Annotated in this window: 18 protein-coding genes; 11 read left to right on the forward strand and 7 right to left on the reverse strand. The window is 56.6% G+C overall.

The annotated features are described in order from the left end of the window. The first annotated feature begins 5 nt into the window (after positions 1-5). Together nqrF and MWU55_RS11000 are read left to right on the forward strand one after the other, a co-directional pair. A complete protein-coding gene (gene nqrF / locus MWU55_RS10995) occupies positions 6-1,229 on the forward strand; it encodes an NADH:ubiquinone reductase (Na(+)-transporting) subunit F (RefSeq protein ID WP_246936219.1) in 1,224 nt (407 codons plus the stop codon). 152 nt (positions 1,230-1,381) lie between these two features. Further along, positions 1,382-2,035 (forward strand): Crp/Fnr family transcriptional regulator, encoded by a 654-nt coding sequence (locus tag MWU55_RS11000; protein ID WP_246936220.1) that lies wholly within the window; start codon positions 1,382-1,384, stop codon positions 2,033-2,035. Between the two features lie 326 nt (positions 2,036-2,361). On the opposite strand, the gene MWU55_RS11005 is transcribed toward MWU55_RS11000, so the two are convergent. From MWU55_RS11005 to MWU55_RS11035, 7 genes are all read right to left on the reverse strand, one after another. Then, a complete protein-coding gene (locus MWU55_RS11005; protein ID WP_246936221.1) occupies positions 2,362-5,250 on the reverse strand; it encodes an adenylate/guanylate cyclase domain-containing protein in 2,889 nt (962 codons plus the stop codon). A gap of 2 nt (positions 5,251-5,252) precedes the next feature. Continuing rightward, positions 5,253-8,171: an acetoacetate decarboxylase family protein gene (locus tag MWU55_RS11010; RefSeq protein WP_246936222.1), complete on the reverse strand. Its 2,919-nt coding sequence runs from the start codon at positions 8,169-8,171 to the stop codon at positions 5,253-5,255. Between the two features lie 251 nt (positions 8,172-8,422). Continuing rightward, complete coding sequence (locus MWU55_RS11015; protein WP_246936223.1) at positions 8,423-8,902, reverse strand: DUF6505 family protein; 480 nt, start codon at positions 8,900-8,902, stop codon at positions 8,423-8,425. Continuing rightward, on the reverse strand, positions 8,902-9,612 hold the full coding sequence (locus MWU55_RS11020; protein WP_246936224.1) for a biotin/lipoate--protein ligase family protein: 711 nt from the start codon (positions 9,610-9,612) through the stop codon (positions 8,902-8,904). Before MWU55_RS11020 ends, MWU55_RS11015 begins: the two co-directional genes overlap by 1 nt. Next, the gene (locus tag MWU55_RS11025) at positions 9,609-10,664 is read right to left on the reverse strand and encodes an Mrp/NBP35 family ATP-binding protein (RefSeq protein WP_246936225.1); all 1,056 of its coding nucleotides are present in this window, start codon (positions 10,662-10,664) and stop codon (positions 9,609-9,611) included. Before MWU55_RS11025 ends, MWU55_RS11020 begins: the two co-directional genes overlap by 4 nt. 3 nt (positions 10,665-10,667) lie before the next feature. Next, entirely contained in the window at positions 10,668-10,862 is a 195-nt protein-coding gene (locus tag MWU55_RS11030) for a DUF6494 family protein (RefSeq protein WP_246936226.1), read from the reverse strand. A gap of 19 nt (positions 10,863-10,881) precedes the next feature. Continuing rightward, positions 10,882-12,840 (reverse strand): 4Fe-4S binding protein, encoded by a 1,959-nt coding sequence (locus MWU55_RS11035; protein WP_246936227.1) that lies wholly within the window; start codon positions 12,838-12,840, stop codon positions 10,882-10,884. 312 nt (positions 12,841-13,152) lie between these two features. Here MWU55_RS11035 and MWU55_RS11040 point away from each other — a divergent pair, with 312 nt between their 5' ends. The 9 genes from MWU55_RS11040 (at position 13,153) to MWU55_RS11080 (ending at position 21,693) form a co-directional block, all read left to right on the forward strand. Then, a complete protein-coding gene (locus MWU55_RS11040) occupies positions 13,153-13,722 on the forward strand; it encodes a DUF3305 domain-containing protein (protein WP_348646233.1) in 570 nt (189 codons plus the stop codon). Continuing rightward, positions 13,719-14,351 carry a DUF3306 domain-containing protein gene (locus MWU55_RS11045; RefSeq protein WP_246936228.1) on the forward strand — a complete coding sequence of 211 codons (633 nt, stop codon included), beginning with the start codon at positions 13,719-13,721 and terminating at the stop codon, positions 14,349-14,351. The genes MWU55_RS11040 and MWU55_RS11045 overlap by 4 nt, the downstream gene beginning before the upstream one ends. A gap of 26 nt (positions 14,352-14,377) precedes the next feature. Next, positions 14,378-14,983: a molecular chaperone TorD family protein gene (locus MWU55_RS11050; RefSeq protein ID WP_246936229.1), complete on the forward strand. Its 606-nt coding sequence runs from the start codon at positions 14,378-14,380 to the stop codon at positions 14,981-14,983. A 49-nt stretch (positions 14,984-15,032) separates the two neighbouring features. After that, the gene (locus MWU55_RS11055; RefSeq protein WP_246936230.1) at positions 15,033-15,227 is read left to right on the forward strand and encodes a twin-arginine translocation signal domain-containing protein; all 195 of its coding nucleotides are present in this window, start codon (positions 15,033-15,035) and stop codon (positions 15,225-15,227) included. Positions 15,228-15,331: 104 nt separating this feature from the next. Beyond that, on the forward strand, positions 15,332-18,226 hold the full coding sequence (locus tag MWU55_RS11060; RefSeq protein WP_246936231.1) for a formate dehydrogenase subunit alpha: 2,895 nt from the start codon (positions 15,332-15,334) through the stop codon (positions 18,224-18,226). A 12-nt stretch (positions 18,227-18,238) separates the two neighbouring features. Further along, positions 18,239-18,832 carry a formate dehydrogenase FDH3 subunit beta gene (gene fdh3B / locus MWU55_RS11065; protein WP_246936232.1) on the forward strand — a complete coding sequence of 198 codons (594 nt, stop codon included), beginning with the start codon at positions 18,239-18,241 and terminating at the stop codon, positions 18,830-18,832. Positions 18,833-18,910: 78 nt separating this feature from the next. Beyond that, positions 18,911-20,131, forward strand: coding sequence for a formate dehydrogenase subunit gamma (locus MWU55_RS11070; RefSeq protein ID WP_246936233.1), 1,221 nt, complete (start codon positions 18,911-18,913; stop codon positions 20,129-20,131). Beyond that, on the forward strand, positions 20,128-20,349 hold the full coding sequence (locus MWU55_RS11075; RefSeq protein WP_246936234.1) for a hypothetical protein: 222 nt from the start codon (positions 20,128-20,130) through the stop codon (positions 20,347-20,349). The genes MWU55_RS11070 and MWU55_RS11075 overlap by 4 nt, the downstream gene beginning before the upstream one ends. Positions 20,350-20,358: 9 nt before the next feature. Next, complete coding sequence (locus MWU55_RS11080; protein WP_246936235.1) at positions 20,359-21,693, forward strand: sigma-54 dependent transcriptional regulator; 1,335 nt, start codon at positions 20,359-20,361, stop codon at positions 21,691-21,693. Positions 21,694-21,696: the final 3 nt, after the last annotated feature.

Raw genomic sequence — 21,696 nt, forward strand, 5'->3', positions numbered from 1 at the left:
AAGATATGGCAACCTTTAGCCTTGGCATCATCCTTTTCACCCTGATCGTTCTGGCGCTTGTCTCGATCATTTTGGCGGCGCGTTCGAAACTCGTGTCCACCGGTGATGTGAACATCACCATCAATGGCGAAAAAACGATCTCGGTTCCGGCAGGCGGCAAGCTTTTGCAGACGCTGGCTGAACAGCAATTGTTCGTTCCGTCGGCTTGCGGCGGCGGCGGCACCTGTGCTCAGTGCCGGGTGAAAATCCACTCGGGCGGTGGTTCAATCCTGCCCACCGAGGAAAGCCACATCACCAAGCGTGAAGCGGCCTGTGGCGATCGACTGTCTTGTCAGGTGGCCGTGAAGCAGGACATGGACATCGAAGTCCCGGAAGAGGTCTTCGGCGTGAAAAAGTGGGAATGCACCGTGCGTTCCAACGACAACGTCGCGACCTTCATCAAGAACTTGGTTCTAGAGCTGCCGGAAGGCGAAGACGTGAACTTCCGCGCGGGTGGCTATATTCAGATCGAAGCGCCTTCGCACAAACTGAACTATAAAGAGTTCGACATCGGCGATGAATATCATGAAGACTGGGACAAGTTTAACCTGTGGCAGTACGAAAGCACTGTGGCAGAGCCGATCGAACGTGCCTATTCGATGGCGAACTATCCGGATGAAAAAGGCCTGATCATGCTGAACGTGCGTGTGGCCTCGCCGCCGCCGGGTTCGCAGGGCATTCCGCCCGGTCAGATGTCGTCCTATATCTTCAACCTGAAGCCGGGCGACAAGGTCACCATCTCGGGCCCGTTTGGCGAGTTCTTCGCGCGCGAGACCGAGAAGGAAATGGTGTTCATCGGCGGTGGTGCCGGCATGGCCCCCATGCGCTCGCACATCTTTGACCAGCTGAAGCGTCTCAAAAACAAAGATCGCAAGATTACCTTCTGGTATGGCGCACGCTCGAAAAAAGAGATGTTCTTTGTCGAGGACTTCGACAGCCTGGCAGAAGAGTTCCCGAACTTCACATGGCATGTGGCCCTGTCAGATGCGCTGCCCGAGGATGATTGGGGCGGTTACACCGGCTTTATCCACAACGTGCTTTATGACGAGTATCTGAAGGATCATCCGAACCCCGAAGACTGCGAATACTACATGTGTGGTCCGCCCATCATGAACCAGTCGGTGATCAACATGCTGTTGGATCTTGGCGTCGACCGTGAAGACATTATGCTGGATGATTTCGGCGGTTAAACCGCCCGTAAGATCACAAACAGACACACAAAAAGGCCTTGAGCGGAACACGCTCAAGGCCTTTTTATTTGCTTTCAGTTCCCTGAGCGCGTAGCGGAGGGGTCAGACACGGTCAATCGGGCGAGGCTGGTTGGGTTTGTAGTGAGGAACACATGGTATTTAATTCTCTTGGAGCAGGTGCATTTGAGCGGCTGCGTCAGCGTGGTCATAGCCGCGTCTTCAAGAAGAAGGATGTGGTGTTCCGGTTCGGTGATCCCGGGCTGACGTTGCTGATTGTAGAAGAGGGGACAGCCGAAGTCAGCGTGACAACAGCGCTTGGTCAGAAGTCCATTCTTGGTTTGGCCGCGCCGGGGGACGTTCTGGGCGACATTGCGTGTTTGGATGGCGGACCACGTAGCGCGGATGTAGTGGCGCTCGAAAAGCTGGAAACCATAGAAGTTCAGCGCGGCGACGTCTTGCAAATGTTCCGAGAAGACCCTGACAGTGCAATTCTGGTGATTGAAGCCCTGTGTCAAAAGGCCCGCAATGCGTCCGAGATGTTCGAAGTTCAAACGATGCAAAGCGGTCAGGCGCGTTTGGCGGCATGCCTTCTTAGGCTTCTGGCATCCACGGCGCGTGACAACCCGGAACAGAATTCGGTTAAGGCCAGTCAAAGCTGGTTGGGCGCCTATGCGGGGCTGACACGAGAGAACGTAAACAGGCAGCTTAAGGCATGGGCGCGAGAGGGAATTGCTCGGTTTGAGAAGGGTAATGTTGTGATCGAAGATCGGGCACGCCTTGAAGAGCTGTCGCAGGGTGAAGACTGATAAATAGCTCAAATCATGAGCTTTATTGAAAATCACCCATAGGTAGAAAATAGTGAAAATGTGAAGTAATTTTCCTAACTGTGATGTGCGTCACATGTGGTGTGCATGCCGCGTGCTATTCAAAAGGGGAAGACGCTGAAAGCTTTTGGGGAAAGTTATTTTAGCACGCTTAGATACTAAAAGCTCGCTTTGGGTGGCGCTGTTTACGGCGTTTTGGAGTGAGAATTGTACCCGGTTTCCGGGACGCCTAAGTGTCTTCCCCTGTCAGATGACGGACGGGGTTTGGTTGTGCCATTATTGGCTGCCGTGAGTGGTGAGGCGCTACGTCAGCTCTGGGAACTCAGGCCCGGAGGCGCCGACACACCAGTTTGAGTTTGTGATAACTCTGTCCGTATTTCGCGGATGGAGTGGTCCCACTCATACTCTCCCACTTCATCAGACAAAATTTTTGCTTGATCGAGAAGTGATTGTGACGTTTCCAGATCACCATTCGCCAAATAGGCTTTCGCCAAAGCCGCTTTGTAGAATGGGGCGTTCAAACCCGCGCCAATCATACTGGCCTGTTCGACCATCATTTCTAGCGCGGCTGGAGTTTCCGCGGTGTGGCCTTGATAGATTTGCACGATTGTCAGCCAAAGCCGACCGTTCAGCGACCAGAACTGCGCCTGTTGTTCGTCCGCAACCTCGATGCCTGCTTGGATTTCACGTTCCGCGAGGTCCAGATGCCCACCTGCAAGCAGCGCTTGACCTCCGAAGATATGAATCCACGGAATTTGTGCCACGGCTCCGATGGCATTTAGGTGTTCGTGTGCCTTTGACATCGCCGCCAAAGCACCATCCAGATCACCCTTACGTGCAAGCACATGCGCGTCGGCGGATAGAACCGACGCAAGCGGGTCGGCGCCAAGTTCTAGGAACAAGCGGCCATGTTCTTCTGTTTTGTAAAGCGACTTGAGCATAGCACTACCAATGGCAGCCCGATCAAATTGACCCGAGTACAAAGCGTGGGCAGTTTCGTTCACCAGCCAGATGACCTTAAGCTCGTCATCTCCGTTTTCGGCCAAGGCCTTCATCATATCGGCGTATTCGCCGCTTTCGCGCACGCGCCCATTGATTATGCGGTGGGCAAACAGGCCGTAAAGCGCGGTCATCCGTTGCCGGTCGGTGCCCTCGGCATGACCAACCGCATCTTCCAAAAGCTGATAGCGTTCAAGAACTATGGGGTGCGCAAACCCCATGCGTTGCACTGTGGCGCTGGCCAGAAGGGACAGAACCGGAAGGTACTCCATACGTGTTACTTTTTCAGGGGCGGCCTGCGCCTCCATATCGGTCCGGGCGTGATCCAGATAAGCCATGGATTGATCAAAATTCACGGCCATCAGCATGTGAATCCCTGCATGCATACATGCCGCCGGAAGCTGTTCATGGTCCCGTGCCGCGATGCGGTGGTCTGCCATAAGGTGAGGGTAGGTCGCACAATAGGCCGGGTCCTGCACCTGCATGGCATCGGCGAATTGCTTGTGAAGGGTACGCCTGCGTTTGCCTGGTATCATTTCGTAGGCCGCATCCCGCAGGAGGATGTGATCGAATGACAGCCCATCAGCGCGGGGGTTGAAAATGCCGCGAATGGTTAGAACCCCAAGCTCATCTTCCAGGTTCTGGCGATCCGTTAACAGATGTGCCACGTGATCGGATCTGAACTCGCGCCCCAGTACGGATGCACATTGGATGACGTCGCGGAGTGCCCCGAACCCGTTGATGATCGCTTGGAACGTCGCTTCAATCGTCTGTGGAAGCTGCTGTGATGCGTCACCAGACCCAAACTGTCGGGCGTGGGTGGCGAGGGCTGACAGGAACAGCGGGTTCCCCTCGGCTGCATCAATAATCTGACGGCGTTGGGTATCATCAAATTCTGGATAGGACGAAAGCGCAGTTTGCGCCGCTTCGTCGCTCAGTGGTGACAAGTGGACCGCTTCGATGGAGGTAGTCTCCAGCAAGGCATCGATCTTGTCCGAAGGGCGACTTGTTACCACGATACGCTGAGCGCCACCTTCTGCTTTCAAAAGCGCTTCAAGCACCGTGATCGTGTCATCATCGAACCAGTGCAAGTCATCAAAGGTGATTGCGGCGCGACGTGTGATTGCAAGACCTGCAAGTGCACGGGTCGCCAGCATAACCCGACGAGATTGCAACTGTTCTGGGGTTAGCAAAACCGGTTGGGCCGCTTGTAGGCCAAGAAGACCCGCCATCACCATCTGGTCCTGGTCTGACAGGGTGATCCCGATGGATTTTAGTTTCGCATTCAGATCGGACAGGGCGGATTGGCCCTTTAGGCATAGCTCGTGGCGAAGGGTTTCGGTGATCGGGAATAGGGCTGATTGCTGAAGGTTTGCACGCGCATCAACTTTGATTGCGTTTGCACCCGTCTGCGCCCGATCAAACGCATCCAGAAGAACTGATTTTCCGATGCCAGCAGGGCCAATCAGCGCATGCGCGCGGTTGTCGTCATCTTGTAGCAGAGCAAGCTCTTTATCGCGCTCCAGCAGCTCCGACTGCTTGGTGTGATCCTCTTCGAAATGGAAGCCGGTAACCTCGATCAAATCAACAGGTTCATCGATCCCCTTTAGCTTGCGGGTATCTTGTGAAGCCTCATCCAGACGGGCCAGCCGCGACAAGAAGGATTTCGTTTGCCCCGATATCACGACGCCGCCGGTTTTGGCCTGTTCCTGCAAACGGGCGGCTCTGTTCACATGCAGCCCGGTCAGTTGCGGGAACAAAGTGCCCTGCTGGCCGACGCGACACATGATTTGCCCGGTATCAATCCCAACGCGTACTTGCTGTCCGTTCACGCGTTCGGGCATGGTTTTCGCGATGGACAGGCCAGAGGCGATTGCGGAAAGGGCTGAATCTTCTCCATCGTGATCCAGACCGAAGCACGACAACACACCATCGCCATAGCGCTGCAGTACACGCCCACGGTAGGTTTCAACGGTGTCATTTACCTGTTGGTGAAACGCGGCGATTGTGTCGTCATAGGTCTCAAGCTCGGTCGAGCTGGCAAAAGCGGTCGAGCCGACAAGGTCGATGAACTGAATGGTCAGAATCCGAAGTTCAGGATTGTCCGCATTCGCGATGACTTCAGCCCCGCAACTGCTGCAGAACCGGGCCCCTTCAACAAGTGGCTCTGCGCATGACAAACAGTTGGTGGCCTGCATTCTTACCTCATCGATCTTTGACGAACCCACTCCCTCGCCATGGCCGCATGACGTACCCGTTTTGAATCCAACGGGTTGGTCATCGCCCATGAGCACCAAACCCGGAACGCACCGGGAAGGCGTTCCCCAGTTTGCAACTGTAATGGGGCGGCGTCAAACTTTGTTGTCGGAAAACCTAGTGGATCCGGGTCTTTAACCTCGATCTGGGCTGAAACCGGGGCGACATAAGCACGATCAAGTTGCAAGTCGAAAGCGTTGTAGAACATGCGGCCCGATGAATTGCGGGTCACGAAGGTCATGTTCAGCAGATTCGATATTGCTCCTTGCGCAGGATGGCCGGGCAACGGGTCGGGATCTTGATGCTGCTGAAAGCATGCCTCGATCTGCATGCCGCGCGGGCCAGTCGCAGTGAAGCGCGTGTTCTCGACTTTGATGTCCGACCAGACTTTCGGCATCGCATAGAACACCTTCCCAGCCATGATCGCGGACTTGTTGTTGACGTAGAGCCTGCGGGGATAAAGCAGAGGCGCCTCTCGTGCCTCGGCCGTGCGCGTGTAAGGGATGGCGAAAGTTGCCTCTCCATAAGGGGACATGGCCAGAAAATCCGGTACGAATGACCCGCGCACATTGTGATAGTGGCAAAAGGACATGCCAACGGGATGAAAGCCCGGGCGGCTTAGGGGGCTCGGTCCAAGTTCAATACCCGGTGGCAACATGGCCTGAACCTCGGCCCGCGGCAGTTCGTAAAATAGGAAGACGCCACTCATCTCGCCCCGCGCAAAGAAGGGCGTCAGTGGCCACTTGGTTCCGGAAACCGAATTCGTCTGGAACATCGCTTTTTCAGACACCGTTTCCTCGCGGGCAATGTCTTCAGCACCCACATTCAAAAGCGTTTCGCCCGTCAGGGCCGAGGCACAGGCGATCCCCGACATGGTTGCCCCTTCAACGCAACCCGCGTTCAGCCCGCAACGGGTCCAGTCCCCTGCCAAGTACAGGTTGGCAAAGCCGCTCTGCGACGGTGCCAGCCGGTGATAAACGCTGTTGGCGACCGAGAGCACATAGCGTTCCGAGCCGAACATGTTCACGCGGGAATAGATTCCGGCCTCTTCGTTTTCATGCAGGAGGCTTCGGTCAAACTTGCCGTCTTTCTCGGCCCCTGGCCAAATCTTGACCAGATCCTTGTCCATCCACTTGCCAAAGCTCTCGTTGAAGTCACGCATGTCCTCGCCATCCGGCGCAGGAGAGCAGAAATATGCAATGGAGCTGGGCTTGTTCGCCCCCCATTCTTCGTGCGGGATCAGGTGGGACATGTCGGCCCAAGTGTCTAAAGGTTCCGCAAATCCCGTGATCACAGTGCGCATAGGAGATTTCGGAAGGGATTTCTGCGAGTTATGCGCTTTTACCAGTTTCTCCCACCCCATCTGTTTTGGGGTCTTGTTCATCCACAATTGCAACGCGTGGGTCGGCACCGTTTTCACGCGGTCCAGCATGTTGCGCCAACGCTCGGACGCGATGGACAGTTCTTGCGACATGTAGGGTAGGGAGCCGATCGACGCGCCAAGGATCACAAGGTCGAAATCCTCGCCCCGCTTTAGAGTGTAAGCCTCGCCTTTGGGCGGCGTGCGCTCGCTTTCGAAATTGATGCCGCTGTCTTTCAAGTGCGCGCCATCTTCCAGCTGATCCCACAGCGGTTCCGACGGCCAGCAGGGCAGGCCATCCACATCGACCAACGGGTCATAGCTGCCGGATTTAACTTTGGCTTGCCGCACCATGCTGATGCGATCGATATGGGTGCGGTCCTCGTCCAGATGCAGATTGCGGGCGGCGTTGAAAAACTCGAACTTCACGCCCAGCTCTTTCAGAACCAGATAGTAAGGGCCAAAGATCGTGTCCCCCATCCCGGCTTGCATCTTGTGGAAGATGGCCTTGGAGTAAGTGAAGATCAGTCGTGTCATGGCACGTAGCGCGGTTCCAGCACCGGCATCGCCTTGGCGTTCGGTGTTGCCCAACGGGAAGCCGAAGACGAAGTCATAGCAGCCCCGGATCGATACCCATTTGAGTGCCTGATCGCTGACGCCGTTCATTCGTAGCCAGTCTGAAAACTCCCACTGGTCCAGTATGTCATAGCCACTGGTGAACGTGTCCGAACCGACCACCCCATGCATGTACCCCAGCCCGATATCCATCAGGTTCAAGCCCCGGCGCACGCTGTCCCGTGCCATGTTTTCCGGGGTTTGCTGTTTGTGAACCTCGGCCTGCGCATCTTCGATGATCTCAAGCAGCAAATCTGAATTATGAGGACCTACGGGAAGACCGGCGCCCGGCAGGGATTTCAGATGCGACAGGATGCTTTCATGTCGATCCAAAAGGCCATCTGGGACTTCGATTCCCAGCGGGCCATCTGCACCTCCTTCAAGCTCTCCTCTACGTAGGAACTCGAGCATGATTTGCAGAATCCGCATCATCATCTCGAACGGGGATGGGACTTCGGTTTCCTCCCCTGGGACCTCGTCATTCTCGGGCAGATCAATTACCCAAGGACGCCACGGGTTTTCGTTGGGATCGTCTGTGGGGACGTTCTCGGCCAGAAACAGGTGCGATAGAGGCTTGAACGCCTTGTCCATCGTGCCAAGCGGGTCACTTTCCTTGCGCAACCCAAGCTCGACCATCTGTTCATAGCAACTGCGCATGTTGCGAAAGGCGTTTTGGTAAAATCCCGCCCAAACGTGCAACCCGTGTTCTTCAATCCTTTGGCCAAGCTTAGCATTGCGTCCACTGGCACCTTTGCCGCCTGTCCGCCATCCAAGTTGATAAACCGTAATATCGTATTTTTTGTCCCAATCCGCGGTTTGCGTGATCGCGTAGATGGCTGTCATAGCCCCCACGCCGCCGCCAATCACGGCAATTTTCTGCTTTTCCATCCCTGTGTCCCCAAAAATATGGTGGTTGTTCGCGATCGTTACAAAACTCGTTTTAGTTAATCACGTTAACCATTACCGATGCGGGACAGTCCGCCAACACAGATCACGGAAATTTACAGACTAAGGATGTAGTTTTTTAGGTAAGAGCCTATCATGGGTTGAAAGGCTTGCGATCAACGCATCCCTGAGGGGCTGCAGGAGTGCAAGAACGGGGCCGTTACGTCAATCAGCCACCTCATGCGAATAGGGTTTCAGTCGTCGAGAGATCCGTGAACCGCAAATTGATCAAGCTGGGCTTGCTGGGGTTTGATCGCCCGAAAGCTCTCGCGCACACCGGATTTAGTTAGCTCGCGGGCAACGGTTAACAGAGTACCATCTTCATGTTCGTCGCATAGGTCTGCCATGTGGGCAATTTCCTCGGCTGCGACAGGACGCGCCGCTGCGACATCCGGAGCGCCGTAATAGGTGACAAAGTGTTCGGCCAGCTGATCGGTCAGGCGCTGTACTTCACTTGGTTCCACCGCTGTCACCGCGACGAAAGTGACGCGACCGCCGGTGTCCAAACCAAGCCAACCATTTGAAAACGCCTGACGTGCTTTGCCGACCAAATCACCTTCGGCCCAGTTTGAGAATTCAAACCCGCCAGCAATGCACCATTCCCCTGTACGGGCGTGGTTGGCGAAGACACGCGTGTCGCTGTCATCCAGATGGGTGGCAATCGCAAGTTTCATCAGGTGATCTCCAGCAGATTGGTCAGAGGTATAAGATGGGTTTTGCCTTCGCCATCGCGTAACAGCATGCCGAAGTCCTCGTCCACACCCATAAAACTGCCAGTACGGTCGCCTTGGTTCATATCCTCGCCCATTCCATGCGCCAATCCACGCCATTCTTCATGCAGTGCGCGCGGACCTTCGTTTTCCCAGCGGTTAATCCAGTTCAGCGTGTGGCGCGCCCATGCCTCAAGAAGGCGCGGGGCTTCGACTTCCACGCAGCCTTCGGCATATAGTGCGGTGTCATCGGGCGTATCCCCCGGGCGGTCCCCTTCGGGCCAAAGCGGCAGAGTGAATCCCACGACAAGCCAGTCGGGCACAGAATTGACGTCTGGGTCTGAAGCTGCAACGCGAAATCTGCCGCAGCGCGCGCCATTCACGCGGATACCGCCGCCCCATTCCAAATGAACCGCAACCTCGGGCGGGGCCAGCGCGCCTAGGGCGTTCTGAAACCCAATCCCGCAGGTTGGCAACATGGACATGGCGCGAGATAAAGGCACCTCGGGGGCGAAAACCAGGGCCGCGGAAAGCGTGTTTTGGCCCAAGTCATAGACGATCAATCCAGCATCACAGCCCATCGCTGCCTTGGACACCGCTACATTGAATGCGTCACCGGATCCCGTGGCATCATGGCCTGACATCATTGGTGGAAAGACCACGGCGTCGGTCATGCGTGCCCCCCGTCAATCAGGGTGCGCGCAACTTTGCGGAAAGCTTCAGCTTGTGGGCTGTCAGGCTGGCTGGTCACAATCGGTGCGCCGCCATCAGCGGCCAAGCGGATCTGCAGGTCCAAAGGGATCTCTGCCAGAAGCGGCACACCAAGCTTTTCGGCCTCAGCGGCGACGCCACCATGGCCAAACGTGTGTTCCTCGTGGCCGCAATTCGAGCAGATATGGGTGGACATGTTTTCGATCATACCATGGATCGGCACATTCATCTGATTGAACATGTCGATCCCCTTGCGCGCGTCCAGAAGCGCTACGTCCTGAGGTGTCGACACGATCACCGCGCCATCAACAGGGGCTTTTTGCGCCAGAGTCATTTGTACATCGCCGGTACCCGGTGGCAGGTCGACAATAAGAACATCCAAAGCGCCCCATTGGACCTGTGTCATCATTTGTTGTAGCGCGCCCATCAGCATGGGACCGCGCCAGACCACAGCCTGATCATCGTTGGTCATAAGACCAATCGACATCATCGTGACCCCGTGATTGCGCAGGGGGAGGATGGTTTTCCCATCCGGGCTGGAGGGCCGACCGGAGACACCCAGCATTCGGGGTTGCGACGGTCCATAAACATCCGCATCTAAAAGCCCAACCCGCCGCCCTTCGGTAGCCAATGCACACGCCAAGTTGGCCGAGACGGTTGACTTGCCAACCCCACCTTTGCCCGAGGCCACAGCCAGAATGCGATCCACGCCGGGGATCTTTTCCGGCCCCTTGGGGGCAGCGGCTGCGGATTGCGGTTTCAAGTCGGGTGGGGCAGCGGGGCTGCTATGAGCTGTCATCACGATGTTTGCGGTGACGCCGATGGCGGCCAACGCCGTCTCGGCTTGCGACTTCACAGCCTCGTAGGCCAGCGCGCGTGCCGGATCGATCTCCAGCACAAACCGCACCGCGTCTCCGTCCACATTCAGCGCCCGCATCGTGCCCGAAGACACGATGTCGCCACCAGCGGGATCGTTCACGCCCTTGAGCGCGTCCAGAACCTGTTCTCGGGTCACGTATTACTCCTGTGCCTTGATGTCGCCTTCGACCTCATGGGTCATGCCCAGCTCGTCGATGGTGATGACCGCGCGCGCTTTGAAGCTTTTGCCCTCGGTCTCGGGAGAGCTCCGCAAGGCCTCTTCAATGGCTTGTTGCGAGGTCACGCCAACTTGCTTGAGAAATTTACGCATCGACATGTTGAAATCATCGCTCATGGGTGGCTCCTGTTTTGGATTAGTGATCGCGTCGTTTTGACAGATAGTCTGCCGTTGTTCGCGGCACGGGACGGTCACCTGCTTCAAAGGGGTTGTTTTGAGAATGATACTGCGCGTTCACACGGCAATTGTCACACATCTGGATCATCCGTGCGGCTTCCGGGTTGGCAAACATGGCGTGGTTGCCTGCAAGCTTCTCTGTGATTTTTTCGATGGTTGATTTCACACCGAATAGCGCACCGCACTCGATGCAAGCAAATGGCTCTTCTTCGTGAAGCACCTGTTGATCGAGCGCACTTGCTGTCAGATTCATCTGTGGCGCAAGCGTGATTGCCTTTTCAGGGCAAGTTGAGGCGCAGATACCGCATTGCAAACAGGCGTCTTCCTGAAAGCGTAGTTGCGGCAGATCGGGGTTGTCACCCAAAGCTCCCGACGGACAAAGCGATACACAAGATAGGCAAAGCGTACAGGCATCGGTGTCGATCAGCGTCGCGCCATAGGGTGCTTTATCTGGCAGGGGCAGCACCTCGGCATCAGGGTTCAGCGCGATGGCTGCCTGCCGCGCGACCTGACGACGGCTGCCCACAGGGCGCACGGGTGATGTGATGGGCGCAGAGGTGTCCGCATCATAAAGAGCATCCGACATCGCGTCGGGATCGCTTGTGTCCAGCAGTGTGATCTGCGCACCCATTGCGCGGGCCAATTCTGCCTCATAGGCAATGACATCTGCGTCCACGCCGGGCCCCATCACAAGTGTCACGTCAGCAAAGCCGGCTGCGGCTGCGGCCAACATCTCGGCATGGCCAAAGGCGGCAAGCGCGGACAATTCCAGCGGGATCACGTCAGCAGGAAGGCCGCGCCCAAACCGGGCTGACAGTCGGATCATCTCGGACCCATGATCATTCACCACCAGTAGACGCGGGGCTTTACCTCCCGCCTCCAGGTAAGCACGCGCCAGTGTTTGTGTGCGCCGGATCGTCAAATCGACCGGCGGTGCATCGTAGCTGATCGCACCGGACGGACAAAGTGATGAACATGCCCCACATCCCGCACAGATCATGGGGTCGATCACGACGTGATCCCCATCGGGTTGGATTGCACCTGTAGGGCACACGTCCAGACACCGGGAGCAGCCGGATTGACTGGCGCGCGAGTGGGCGCAGAGCAACGGTTCTGCTTTGATATACAAAGGCTTTTCGAACGTGCCGACAAGGTGGGAGGCCTGCATCACAGCCTCTGCAATCGACGGCGCATGGCTGGGATCAGCACGCAAATAACCTTCGCGCTTTTCAGGGGCAGGGAACAGAGGTGTGTCACCTGTCAGGTCCAGAAGGATGTCGCATTCCGACCGCCCGCCATCGCGTGGCGGGGTCAAGCGCGGAGCGCCACGACCTGTCGGATCAAGCTGCTCTAGCGCGTCGATCTCGACACTGAATTGTCCTAGGGCACCTTGCGCCCGTTTAAGCGTCCCACGGATTACGTCATAGGAACGGGTGACCGGCAAATCAGCACCGTCAGTGAGCAACACTGTAACCCCAAGATGATCTTTCAACGCCTCTGCGGCTGGGATCGCGACAGGTTCAGCCCCGATGATCAGACACAGCCCTTCGGATCGCACATCAACGACCTTTTCGGCAGTCGCAGGCAGGGCGGCCTCTGCGACCAGAGCGGCCATTTTGGGTAGTTTCGAGGCAGGGTCATCTGACCATCCTGCCCGATCACGTAAGTCGAGAACCTGAGGTGCATGGGCTTCTAATTCCTCGGCGAGGGCTTCGAAAAGACGGTGTTCTTGCGCGCAACAAATAATTGCGTCGCCCCCCGAAATGGCTGCTGCTGTCAGGTCAACTTGGGTGGTACACAGCGTAGAATGCAGCTGAGATACAGGAGCGCCTGTTGCTTTGGAAAGGGCGGGAGTGTCAATGTCCTGACTTCCAGAACAATCACATAATATCAGTGTCTTATCCAACATTACCCCCATTGGAAACTGGTGCGTTTCAGACCCGTTTCAAGCCTTCATTCGACATTCAACTAGCCACGAAAACTGTTGGCCGTAAACCGGTTTTGTTTTCCAGCGCCTCGGCAGTTCGGGCCGATTGAGGCTTAGTGATTCGTCCGAAACGGGCGCGTTTGTAAATCCGATTGATTTGATCGGGTTAGACAATTCGTCCGCCGCCCCAAAACCGTCGAACGAGGGTTCGACATTTTGTCCTGAATGGCTGTGCAGCCGTGAAAAACCGTTTTCGGGTCATAACCGCTGGGGCAGGATACCGGCAGGGAGGACTGTCACCACGTGATCCATGATCCGAACAGATTTGATACGATGCCCATCGGTATCGTTTTGCGACGCGCTCCGGGTGTGACCCGGTGGGCGGCTTGGATATGGAAAGCTGTGGATGTCTTACCGGGCGCTGGTCCTGCGGATTGGCGCGTTTTGCGTGAAGAAAACGACGTGACGGATTTTCATGCCACCACAGCGTCGCTTGAGCTGCATGGTGCAGATACTGAAGCCTACCTGCACGGCCTGAATGCCCAGACACCCGCCCTATATGCCGTGATGCGTGAAACGGATGATGACGCCCGCCCCTTGGACCTCGTGCTGCTGACGGCCTCGCCCTATGAGGCACAGGATTACGCGGATAACGGCGAGGATATAATCGAAAAGATCACTATGCCACCCGCCGTACACGCTTGGGTCAGCGACTTTGTCGACACCCATCACCGCGAAGAGGTGTTCAAGAAGCGAAAGCGCGACAAGAAAGACATTGGCGCAGTTGAGGATGGCATCGGGGATGCCCGTATTGCGCAGATGGCGGATGTGTATCGTTCGCCTGTGCAAGCCAAGAAGGAGCGTCTGCAATGAGCGACTTCTGGGCACGCCGCAAAGCTGCCGTTCTGGCCGAGGAAAAGGAAAGCGTCCGTTTGGCGCAAGCCCAGCTTCAGTCAGAGCGTGAAGCAGATATGGCTGAGCGCACGGATGAAGACATTCTGGCCGAACTGGATCTGCCCGATCCCGACACGATGGAAGAGGGCGATGATTTCAAGGTGTTTCTAACCGAAGCCGTGCCCGCGCGCATTCGCACCCGTGCTTTGCGCCGTTTGTGGCGGTTGAACCCGGTTCTGGCGAATGTCGACGGGCTGGTTGATTACGGCGAAGACTTTACCGATGCCTCTTGCGTCGTTGAGAACCTGCAGACCGCCTATCAGGTTGGCAAAGGCATGACACAGCACGTGCTGGAAATGGCACGTAAGGCGGAAGACGATACGCCGTTTGAAAGCACGCCTGATGAAGACATGCCTGAGGAAGACGAGCCCGTCTTGCAGGCACAGGTCGACCCAACAGAAGTGCAAGAGCTGGACATTGCTCCGGCTGATGCCTCCACAGGTGAAACCGCAATCCATGAACCTTACCCGGCCGAGGATCTGGCCGCCGCCGCACCGCGCCGCATGCGGTTTGCATTCGATACGCCCCAACCGGAGCCGCATACATGACACAGCCCCATTTGCAGGAGAGGCCCATGAGCGCCACCAACAGCTCGCCTATCATCGACGAAGATCGGATGCGGGCGGATCTATACAACTTTCTTGGGCTTCTGCTGGCCAATCCACCAAGCACAGAAACCCTGTCGATGACAGCGGGTCTAACAGGTGACGACACGCCCCTTGGTACAGCGATCAATGCGCTGGCCCGGATTGCCAAACTGTCAAAACCTGCTGGTGTGGAAAGTGAGTTCAACAAGTTGTTCATCGGCTTGGGCCGGGGCGAATTGCTGCCTTATGCCAGTTATTATCTAACCGGCTTCCTGAACGAAAAGCCGCTGGCAAAGTTGCGCCAGGACATGGCGGCACGCGGGCTGACTCGCGCCGAGAACGTGTACGAGCCCGAAGACAACATCGCATCTTTGATGGAGATGATGGGCGCCATGATCGCCGGCCGTTTCGGGCGCGGTCATGACGTGTCCGATCAAAAACTGTTTTTCAACACGCATATCGGCCCTTGGGCCGGTCACTTTTTCACGGATTTGGAAGCCGCCAAGAACTCGGTTTTCTATGCCGCCGTCGGCCAAGTGGGTCGGGTGTTCATGGAAATCGAAGCGGAAGGCTTTCGGATGAGCGCGGAGTGATCCGCAAATCGGGTGGGAAACCACCCTTCACAAGAGAGGAGGAACTCTCATGACCCAGAAGGACAAGGAAGCGACAAGCCGCCGCGACTTTCTGAAACTGGCCGGAACGGCAGCCCCAGCGGCTGCAGTGACTGTAATGGCCAGCGGGCAAGAGGCTGAAGCAGCCGCCGAGCCTGATCTGCAATCAACCAAATTGCAGGACACGGCGCAGACCCGCGCCTATTTCGCGTCGGCCCGTTTCTGACAGGCTAAGCGACCCGCACCTGCGGCGACTGGTTGCGATAGGCCCGACTGCCAAAGGTATTCATCAACCCAGCCAGCCCCAGTGGGGTAGCAAGGGAGGTTAACATGCTGAGGAAAAAGACCAACGGGGTAGCGAGACGCCCCCAGCGGACAAGTATCCTTTCCGATGTCGCAGAGAAATCTGTCGACCGCCGCGCGTTTTTGCGTGGCAGCGGCCTGGCCATTGGTGGTCTTGCCGCAATCAGCGCCACCGGAGGAACGGTGACGCAAGCCACGGCAGCCACGGCTGCCGAAGGCGCGGTTGAGACCATTAAGTCGGTCTGTACGCACTGCTCGGTCGGTTGTACGGTCGTGGCAGAAGTCCAAAACGGTGTATGGACTGGTCAAGAACCCGGTTATGACAGCCCCTTCAACCTTGGCGCACACTGCGCAAAAGGTGCTTCGGTTCGCGAACATGCCCACGGCGAACGTCGCCTGAAGTACCCGATGAAGAAAGAAGGCGGTGAGTGGAAGCGCATCAGCTGGGAACAGGCGATCGACGAGATCGGCGGCGGCATGATGTCAATTCGGGACGAAAGTGGCCCGGACAGCGTCTACTGGTTGGGTTCAGCCAAACACTCGAATGAACAGGCCTACCTGTTCCGCAAGTTCGCAGCCTACTGGGGTACGAACAACGTGGATCACCAGGCACGGATCTGTCACTCGACCACCGTTGCAGGTGTGGCGAACACATGGGGCTACGGCGCCATGACCAACAGCTACAATGACATCCATAACAGTCGCGCGATTTTCATCATTGGTGGTAACCCGGCCGAAGCACACCCCGTGTCGCTTTTGCATGTGTTGAAAGCCAAAGAAGAAAACAATGCGCCTCTGATCGTTTGCGACCCGCGCTTCACGCGCACGGCCGCCCATGCTGACGAATATGTCCGCTTCCGTCCCGGCACCGATGTGGCGCTGGTTTGGGGCCTTCTGTGGCATATCTTCGAGAACGGTTGGGAAGACAAAGAATTCATTCGCACCCGTGTTTGGGGCATGGATGAAATCCGCGACGAGGTAAAGAAGTGGTCACCAGAAGAGGTAGAGCGCGTTACCGGAACCCCCGGTGAACAGCTTCGCCGCGTGGCGTATACTTTGGCCAACAACCGACCCGGCACTGTGATTTGGTGCATGGGTGGTACGCAGCACACCAACGGTAACAACAACACCCGTGCCTACTGCATCCTTCAGCTTGCGCTGGGGAACATGGGCACCGAGGGTGGCGGGACCAACATCTTCCGCGGCCACGACAATGTTCAAGGCGCAACTGATCTTGGAGTTCTCAGCCACACACTGCCGGGCTACTATGGCCTTTCAGCAGGTGCATGGGCCCACTGGGCGCGTGTATGGGGCGAGGATGGCGACTGGCTGAACGGCCAATTCGACAAGCTCACCGGTGCCGATGGCAAGGAAAAGAGTCTTCAGAATTTGAAGGGTATTCCTGTAAGCCGTTGGATCGATGGTGTGTTGGAAGACAAGGACAACATGGACCAGCCCAACAATGTGCGGGCTATGGTTTTGTGGGGTCACGCGCCAAACTCGCAAACCCGCGGGCCGGAAATGAAAACGGCGATGGAGAAACTGGACATGCTGGTCGTGATCGACCCGTATCCAACAGTTTCGGCTGTTTTGCATGACCGTACCGATGGCGTTTATCTGTTGCCGGCGGCGACGCAGTTCGAAACCCGTGGTTCTGTCACGGCCTCGAACCGCTCGTTCCAGTGGCGTGATGCGGTTGTCGAACCGTTGTTTGAAAGCAAGCCTGACCATGTGATCATGGCCATGTTCGCCAAGAAGTTCGGCTGGGCGGATCGCCTGTTCCGGAACATCGAGATGGAAGACGATGTCACCCCCAATGTTGAAAGCATCACGCGTGAGTTCAACAGAGGTCTGTGGACCATTGGCTATACCGGACAAAGCCCGGAACGCATCAAGTTGCACATGGCAAACCAGCATACGTTTGACCGCACCACGCTTAAAGCTGTGGGTGGTCCAGCGGATGGCGACTATTACGGATTGCCTTGGCCTTGCTGGGGTACGGCCGAGATGGGGCACCCCGGAACGCCGAACCTTTATGACATGTCCAAGCCAGTGTCCGAAGGTGGCCTGACATTCCGCGCCCGTTTCGGTGTGGAGCGTGACGGTGACAACCTTCTGGCCGAAGGCGTCTATTCGAAAAACTCGGACATCCAAGACGGATATCCCGAGTTCACGATGCAGATGCTGATGGACCTTGGTTGGGACGGTGATCTGACGGATGAAGAACGTGCCTCGATCGAGGCCGTGGCAGGTCCCAAGACCAACTGGAAAACCGACCTGTCGGGCGGTATTCAGCGGGTTGCGATCCAGCACGAATGTGCGCCTTTTGGCAACGCCAAGGCCCGTGCGGTTGTGTGGACTTTCCCGGATCCGGTGCCGCTGCACCGCGAGCCGCTTTACACACCTCGGCGTGATCTCGTGGCGGATTATCCGACCTATGAGGATCGTCAATCCTATCGTCTGCCGACGCTCTATGCCTCGATCCAGAAGAATGATTTCTCGAAAGAGTATCCGATCATTCTGACATCCGGGCGTTTGGTCGAATACGAGGGTGGCGGGGAAGAATCCCGTTCAAACCCGTGGCTGGCCGAGCTTCAGCAAGACATGTTTGTCGAAGTGAACCCGCGTGACGCCAATAACCTTGGCCTGCGTGATGGGGAACAAGTCTGGGTCGAAGGCCCGGAAGGCGGCAAAGTGAAGGTCATGGCGATGGTCACCGAAAGGGTTGGCGAGGGCGTAGCCTTCATGCCGTTCCACTTCGGCGGTCACTTCCAAGGGGAAGATCTGCGGGACAAGTATCCCGACGGGGCAGACCCTTATGTGTTGGGGGAAAGCTCGAACACAGCGCAGACCTATGGCTATGATTCAGTGACCCAGATGCAAGAGTCTAAGACGACCCTTTGCAAAATCTGGACAGCGTAAGGAGGAAAGAGAATGGCAAGAGCAAAGTTTCTCTGTGACGCCGAGCGCTGCATTGAATGCAACGCCTGTGTGACCGCATGTAAGAACGAGCACGAGGTGCCTTGGGGTATCAACCGGCGCCGTGTTGTGACCATCGAAGATGGCAAACCCGGCGAGCGGTCGATCTCGGTTGCTTGTATGCACTGTTCGGATGCACCCTGTATGGCCGTTTGCCCGGTCGATTGCTTCTACCAGACCGAAGACGGTGTGGTGCTGCATTCGAAAGACCTGTGCATCGGTTGTGGTTATTGCTTCTACGCGTGCCCGTTTGGCGCACCGCAATACCCGCAGGCTGGCAACTTCGGCAGCCGTGGCAAGATGGACAAATGTACCTTCTGTGCCGGTGGCCCTGAAGAAAACCACTCGACCGCCGAGTTCGCCAAATACGGTCGCAACCGTCTGGCCGAGGGCAAGCTGCCCATCTGTGCTGAGATGTGTTCGACCAAAGCGCTTCTGGCCGGAGATGGCGACGAAGTGTCGAACATCTACCGCGAGCGTGTTGTGGCCCGTGGCTTCGGTTCGGGCGCTTGGGGCTGGGGTACAGCCTATCAACAAAAGGGTGGCTGATCACAGCTGACCTTGGGGCGGCCCGACACAGTTTCGGGCCGCCCAACCCATGAAATTCTGACACAAGGAGGAGCGACCATGCTGCGCATGGCACTCGCACTTGTTCTGATGCTGACACTGGCTCCGGCTGGGTTTGCACAGGAAAGCACACCAGATACCACCGCCGAGATTGACCGCTCGGCCACTGGTGGGGCGCAAACGCTGGAAGACATTCTGGCCCGTCAGGCCGGGCAAAAACTTGACGACAGTTTCCGCTCAGGCGCCGTGGGCGACCCGGACAACGCGGCAGGTATCGCTTCGCAGCTTGGCACGCTGGGCGGGGTCTCGGACGCTGAGACATGGCGCGCCCTGCGCTATGGATCAGCTAACGTGAAGGTCTCTGCCGGCGGGGACGTCGCTACGGTTTTGGTCCAAGACGGCGGCATGCGTTGGCATGAGTTCCGCGACACCACACTTCGAACCTATGGCGGCTGGCTTCTGATCGGTACGCTGGTGGCCTTGCTGGTATTTTATGTCCTGCATGGTCGGATCAAGATTGATGATGGCCGTACTGGTCGCACCGTGACCCGATTTAAAGCGATTGAACGTTTCGGTCACTGGCTATTGGCTGGCTCATTTATCGTGTTGGGACTGACTGGGCTATTGGTCCTGTTCGGCCGCGTGTTTCTTGTGCCGCTCTTTGGCAAAGATGCTAATGCCTTCCTGCTTGTCTGGTCGAAATGGGTCCACAACAACGTTGCTTGGGCCTTCATTCTTGGCCTCGTGATGATCTTCGTGATGTGGGTTGTCCACAACATCCCCAACCGTACCGATCTTCATTGGCTGAGAAAAGGTGGTGGTATCCTGTTTGGCCACGATCACCCGCCCGCCAAGAAGTTCAATGCGGGCCAGAAGATGATTTTCTGGTCGGTTATTTTGTTTGGTGGGTCGATTGCGCTTACAGGTGTATCCCTTCTTTTCCCCTTCGATTTGCCGCTGTTTGCGAAAAGCTTTCATATGCTAAACGCCACGGGCCTGCTGCAAATGATTGGGATGGGAGAGCTGCCCGTTCAATTAGCGCCACAAGAAGAGATGCAACTGGCGCAGGCTTGGCATGCGATCCTTGCCTTTGTCCTGATGGCCATCGTGTTTGCACATATCTATATCGGCTCGGTCGGGATGGAAGGCGCATATGATGCCATGGGCACAGGTGAAGTTGACGAAGCCTGGGCTGAACAGCACCATTCGATTTGGTTGGAAGAATACAAAGCTGCTGAACGCGACACCAACGGAAATGCGGCGAAAACAGCCGCTGAATGACAAGGTCGCCGCCGATCTTACAATGGTGTTGGTTCGGCGGCGGCATTGGCGAAACTTGGAACCCCACAGAAGGGTGCCATGATGGAGAAGCAAAGATGAAAGCGATGCTTTTGGGGTTTTTGGCAATCATCGTGATTGCGATTGGCGCAAGCAATATATTGGGGACGCTGGGCTATTCCTCTTCAGATCGCTATTCTGGCGCAGCTGTCAGAAACTAAGGCGACATCATGCGTGACGAATACGGAGAAAGCCTTGCCGGGGCGTCCATCCTTGTGATCGACGACGAGCCGGGCATGCGAAACTTCCTGACCAAAATCCTGACGCCGCGCTGTAAACGGGTCGAACAAGCAAGCTCCGCGGCCGAGGCATCGGCTGCGTTGGACAAAAGCCATTTCGACCTTGTGATCCTTGATAACATTATGCCCGGCAAGACCGGGCTGGATTGGCTGCGCGAACAGGGCAAGGTCGGACTGTTTTCAGACGCAATTCTGATCACTGCTTATGCTGACCTAGAGACCGCGATCGACGCATTGCGCATTGGTGTTGCCGATTTCGTTTTGAAACCCTTTCGTGCAAATCAGATCCTGAACGCTGTAGCGCGCGCTTTGGACCGAAAGATCCTGCGCCGTGATAACTCGCTTCTGAAGCATGAACTGTCAGCCGAAGGAAGTACCGCACGCGGGCGTTTGTTGGGCAACTCTGCCCCGATTAACAAGGTGCGCGAGATGATGTCGCGCCTAGCCCCGATGCCCACGCCGGTACTTTTCACCGGCGCGTCTGGCACAGGCAAAGAAGTTGCTGCGCGCACGCTCCATGCTATGTCAGATCGGGCCGAAAAGCCCTTTGTCGCGGTGAACTGTGCGGCCATATCCGCCACCAATTGCGCGCAGGATTTGTTTGGCGTGATCAACGAAGACGGGCAGGGGCGCGACGGGCTGTTTCTGCTGGCCGATGGTGGGGTTTTGTTCCTAGATGAAGTTGCGCAAATGCCCGAGCAGATGCAGGCCGCCTTGCTGCGTGTGCTGGAAGATCAGCGTATTCGCCCCGTGGGGGCAGAGCGTGATATCCCGCTTAACCTGCGATTTTTCTTTGCCACAAATGCAGACCTGAAAGAGGCAGTGGCCAATGGCACATTCCGGGCCGACCTTTATCACCGGATTAATGTCGTCAGTATCGATATGCCCCCTCTTAAGGAACGTTCCGAGGATATTGTTGAACTGGCTGCGCTGTTCATGGGGCAGTTCTCTAAAACGCTAGCGCTGCCCGATCTGGATCTGGATGAAGATACGCTGTTGAAGATCAGCAGGTATGACTGGCCGGGGAATGTGCGCGAGCTGCGCAACATGATCGAGCGTTCTGTGATCCTTGGCAGCTTCCCGGAAGAGTTTGCGGGCGGCGGGCAGGTTAAAGGCGTGCGCGCCATTGAGACGTTAGACCTCGTTACAAAACGGCACATTCTTCACGTGTTGGATACCTGTGGCGGAAATCGGGCTGAGGCGTCACGTCGTCTGGGTGTTTCGCGCAAAACGATTGATCGTAAATGTGCTTCGTGGGGGATGTAGAGG

Origin of the sequence: Aliiroseovarius sp. F20344 (genome assembly GCF_023016155.1) — a bacterium.
Taxonomy (GTDB): domain Bacteria; phylum Pseudomonadota; class Alphaproteobacteria; order Rhodobacterales; family Rhodobacteraceae; genus Aliiroseovarius.

Coding starts and splice junctions, on each gene's coding strand:
- nqrF (WP_246936219.1), top strand. CDS start 6: ATGGCAACCTTTAGCCTTGGCATCATCCTTTTCACCCTGATCGTTCTG.
- MWU55_RS11000 (WP_246936220.1), top strand. CDS start 1,382: ATGGTATTTAATTCTCTTGGAGCAGGTGCATTTGAGCGGCTGCGTCAG.
- MWU55_RS11005 (WP_246936221.1), bottom strand. CDS start 5,250: ATGCAGGCCACCAACTGTTTGTCATGCGCAGAGCCACTTGTTGAAGGG.
- MWU55_RS11010 (WP_246936222.1), bottom strand. CDS start 8,171: ATGGAAAAGCAGAAAATTGCCGTGATTGGCGGCGGCGTGGGGGCTATG.
- MWU55_RS11015 (WP_246936223.1), bottom strand. CDS start 8,902: ATGAAACTTGCGATTGCCACCCATCTGGATGACAGCGACACGCGTGTC.
- MWU55_RS11020 (WP_246936224.1), bottom strand. CDS start 9,612: ATGACCGACGCCGTGGTCTTTCCACCAATGATGTCAGGCCATGATGCC.
- MWU55_RS11030 (WP_246936226.1), bottom strand. CDS start 10,862: ATGAGCGATGATTTCAACATGTCGATGCGTAAATTTCTCAAGCAAGTT.
- MWU55_RS11035 (WP_246936227.1), bottom strand. CDS start 12,840: ATGGGGGTAATGTTGGATAAGACACTGATATTATGTGATTGTTCTGGA.
- MWU55_RS11045 (WP_246936228.1), top strand. CDS start 13,719: ATGAGCGACTTCTGGGCACGCCGCAAAGCTGCCGTTCTGGCCGAGGAA.
- MWU55_RS11050 (WP_246936229.1), top strand. CDS start 14,378: ATGAGCGCCACCAACAGCTCGCCTATCATCGACGAAGATCGGATGCGG.
- MWU55_RS11055 (WP_246936230.1), top strand. CDS start 15,033: ATGACCCAGAAGGACAAGGAAGCGACAAGCCGCCGCGACTTTCTGAAA.
- MWU55_RS11060 (WP_246936231.1), top strand. CDS start 15,332: ATGCTGAGGAAAAAGACCAACGGGGTAGCGAGACGCCCCCAGCGGACA.
- fdh3B (WP_246936232.1), top strand. CDS start 18,239: ATGGCAAGAGCAAAGTTTCTCTGTGACGCCGAGCGCTGCATTGAATGC.
- MWU55_RS11070 (WP_246936233.1), top strand. CDS start 18,911: ATGCTGCGCATGGCACTCGCACTTGTTCTGATGCTGACACTGGCTCCG.
- MWU55_RS11075 (WP_246936234.1), top strand. CDS start 20,128: ATGACAAGGTCGCCGCCGATCTTACAATGGTGTTGGTTCGGCGGCGGC.
- MWU55_RS11080 (WP_246936235.1), top strand. CDS start 20,359: ATGCGTGACGAATACGGAGAAAGCCTTGCCGGGGCGTCCATCCTTGTG.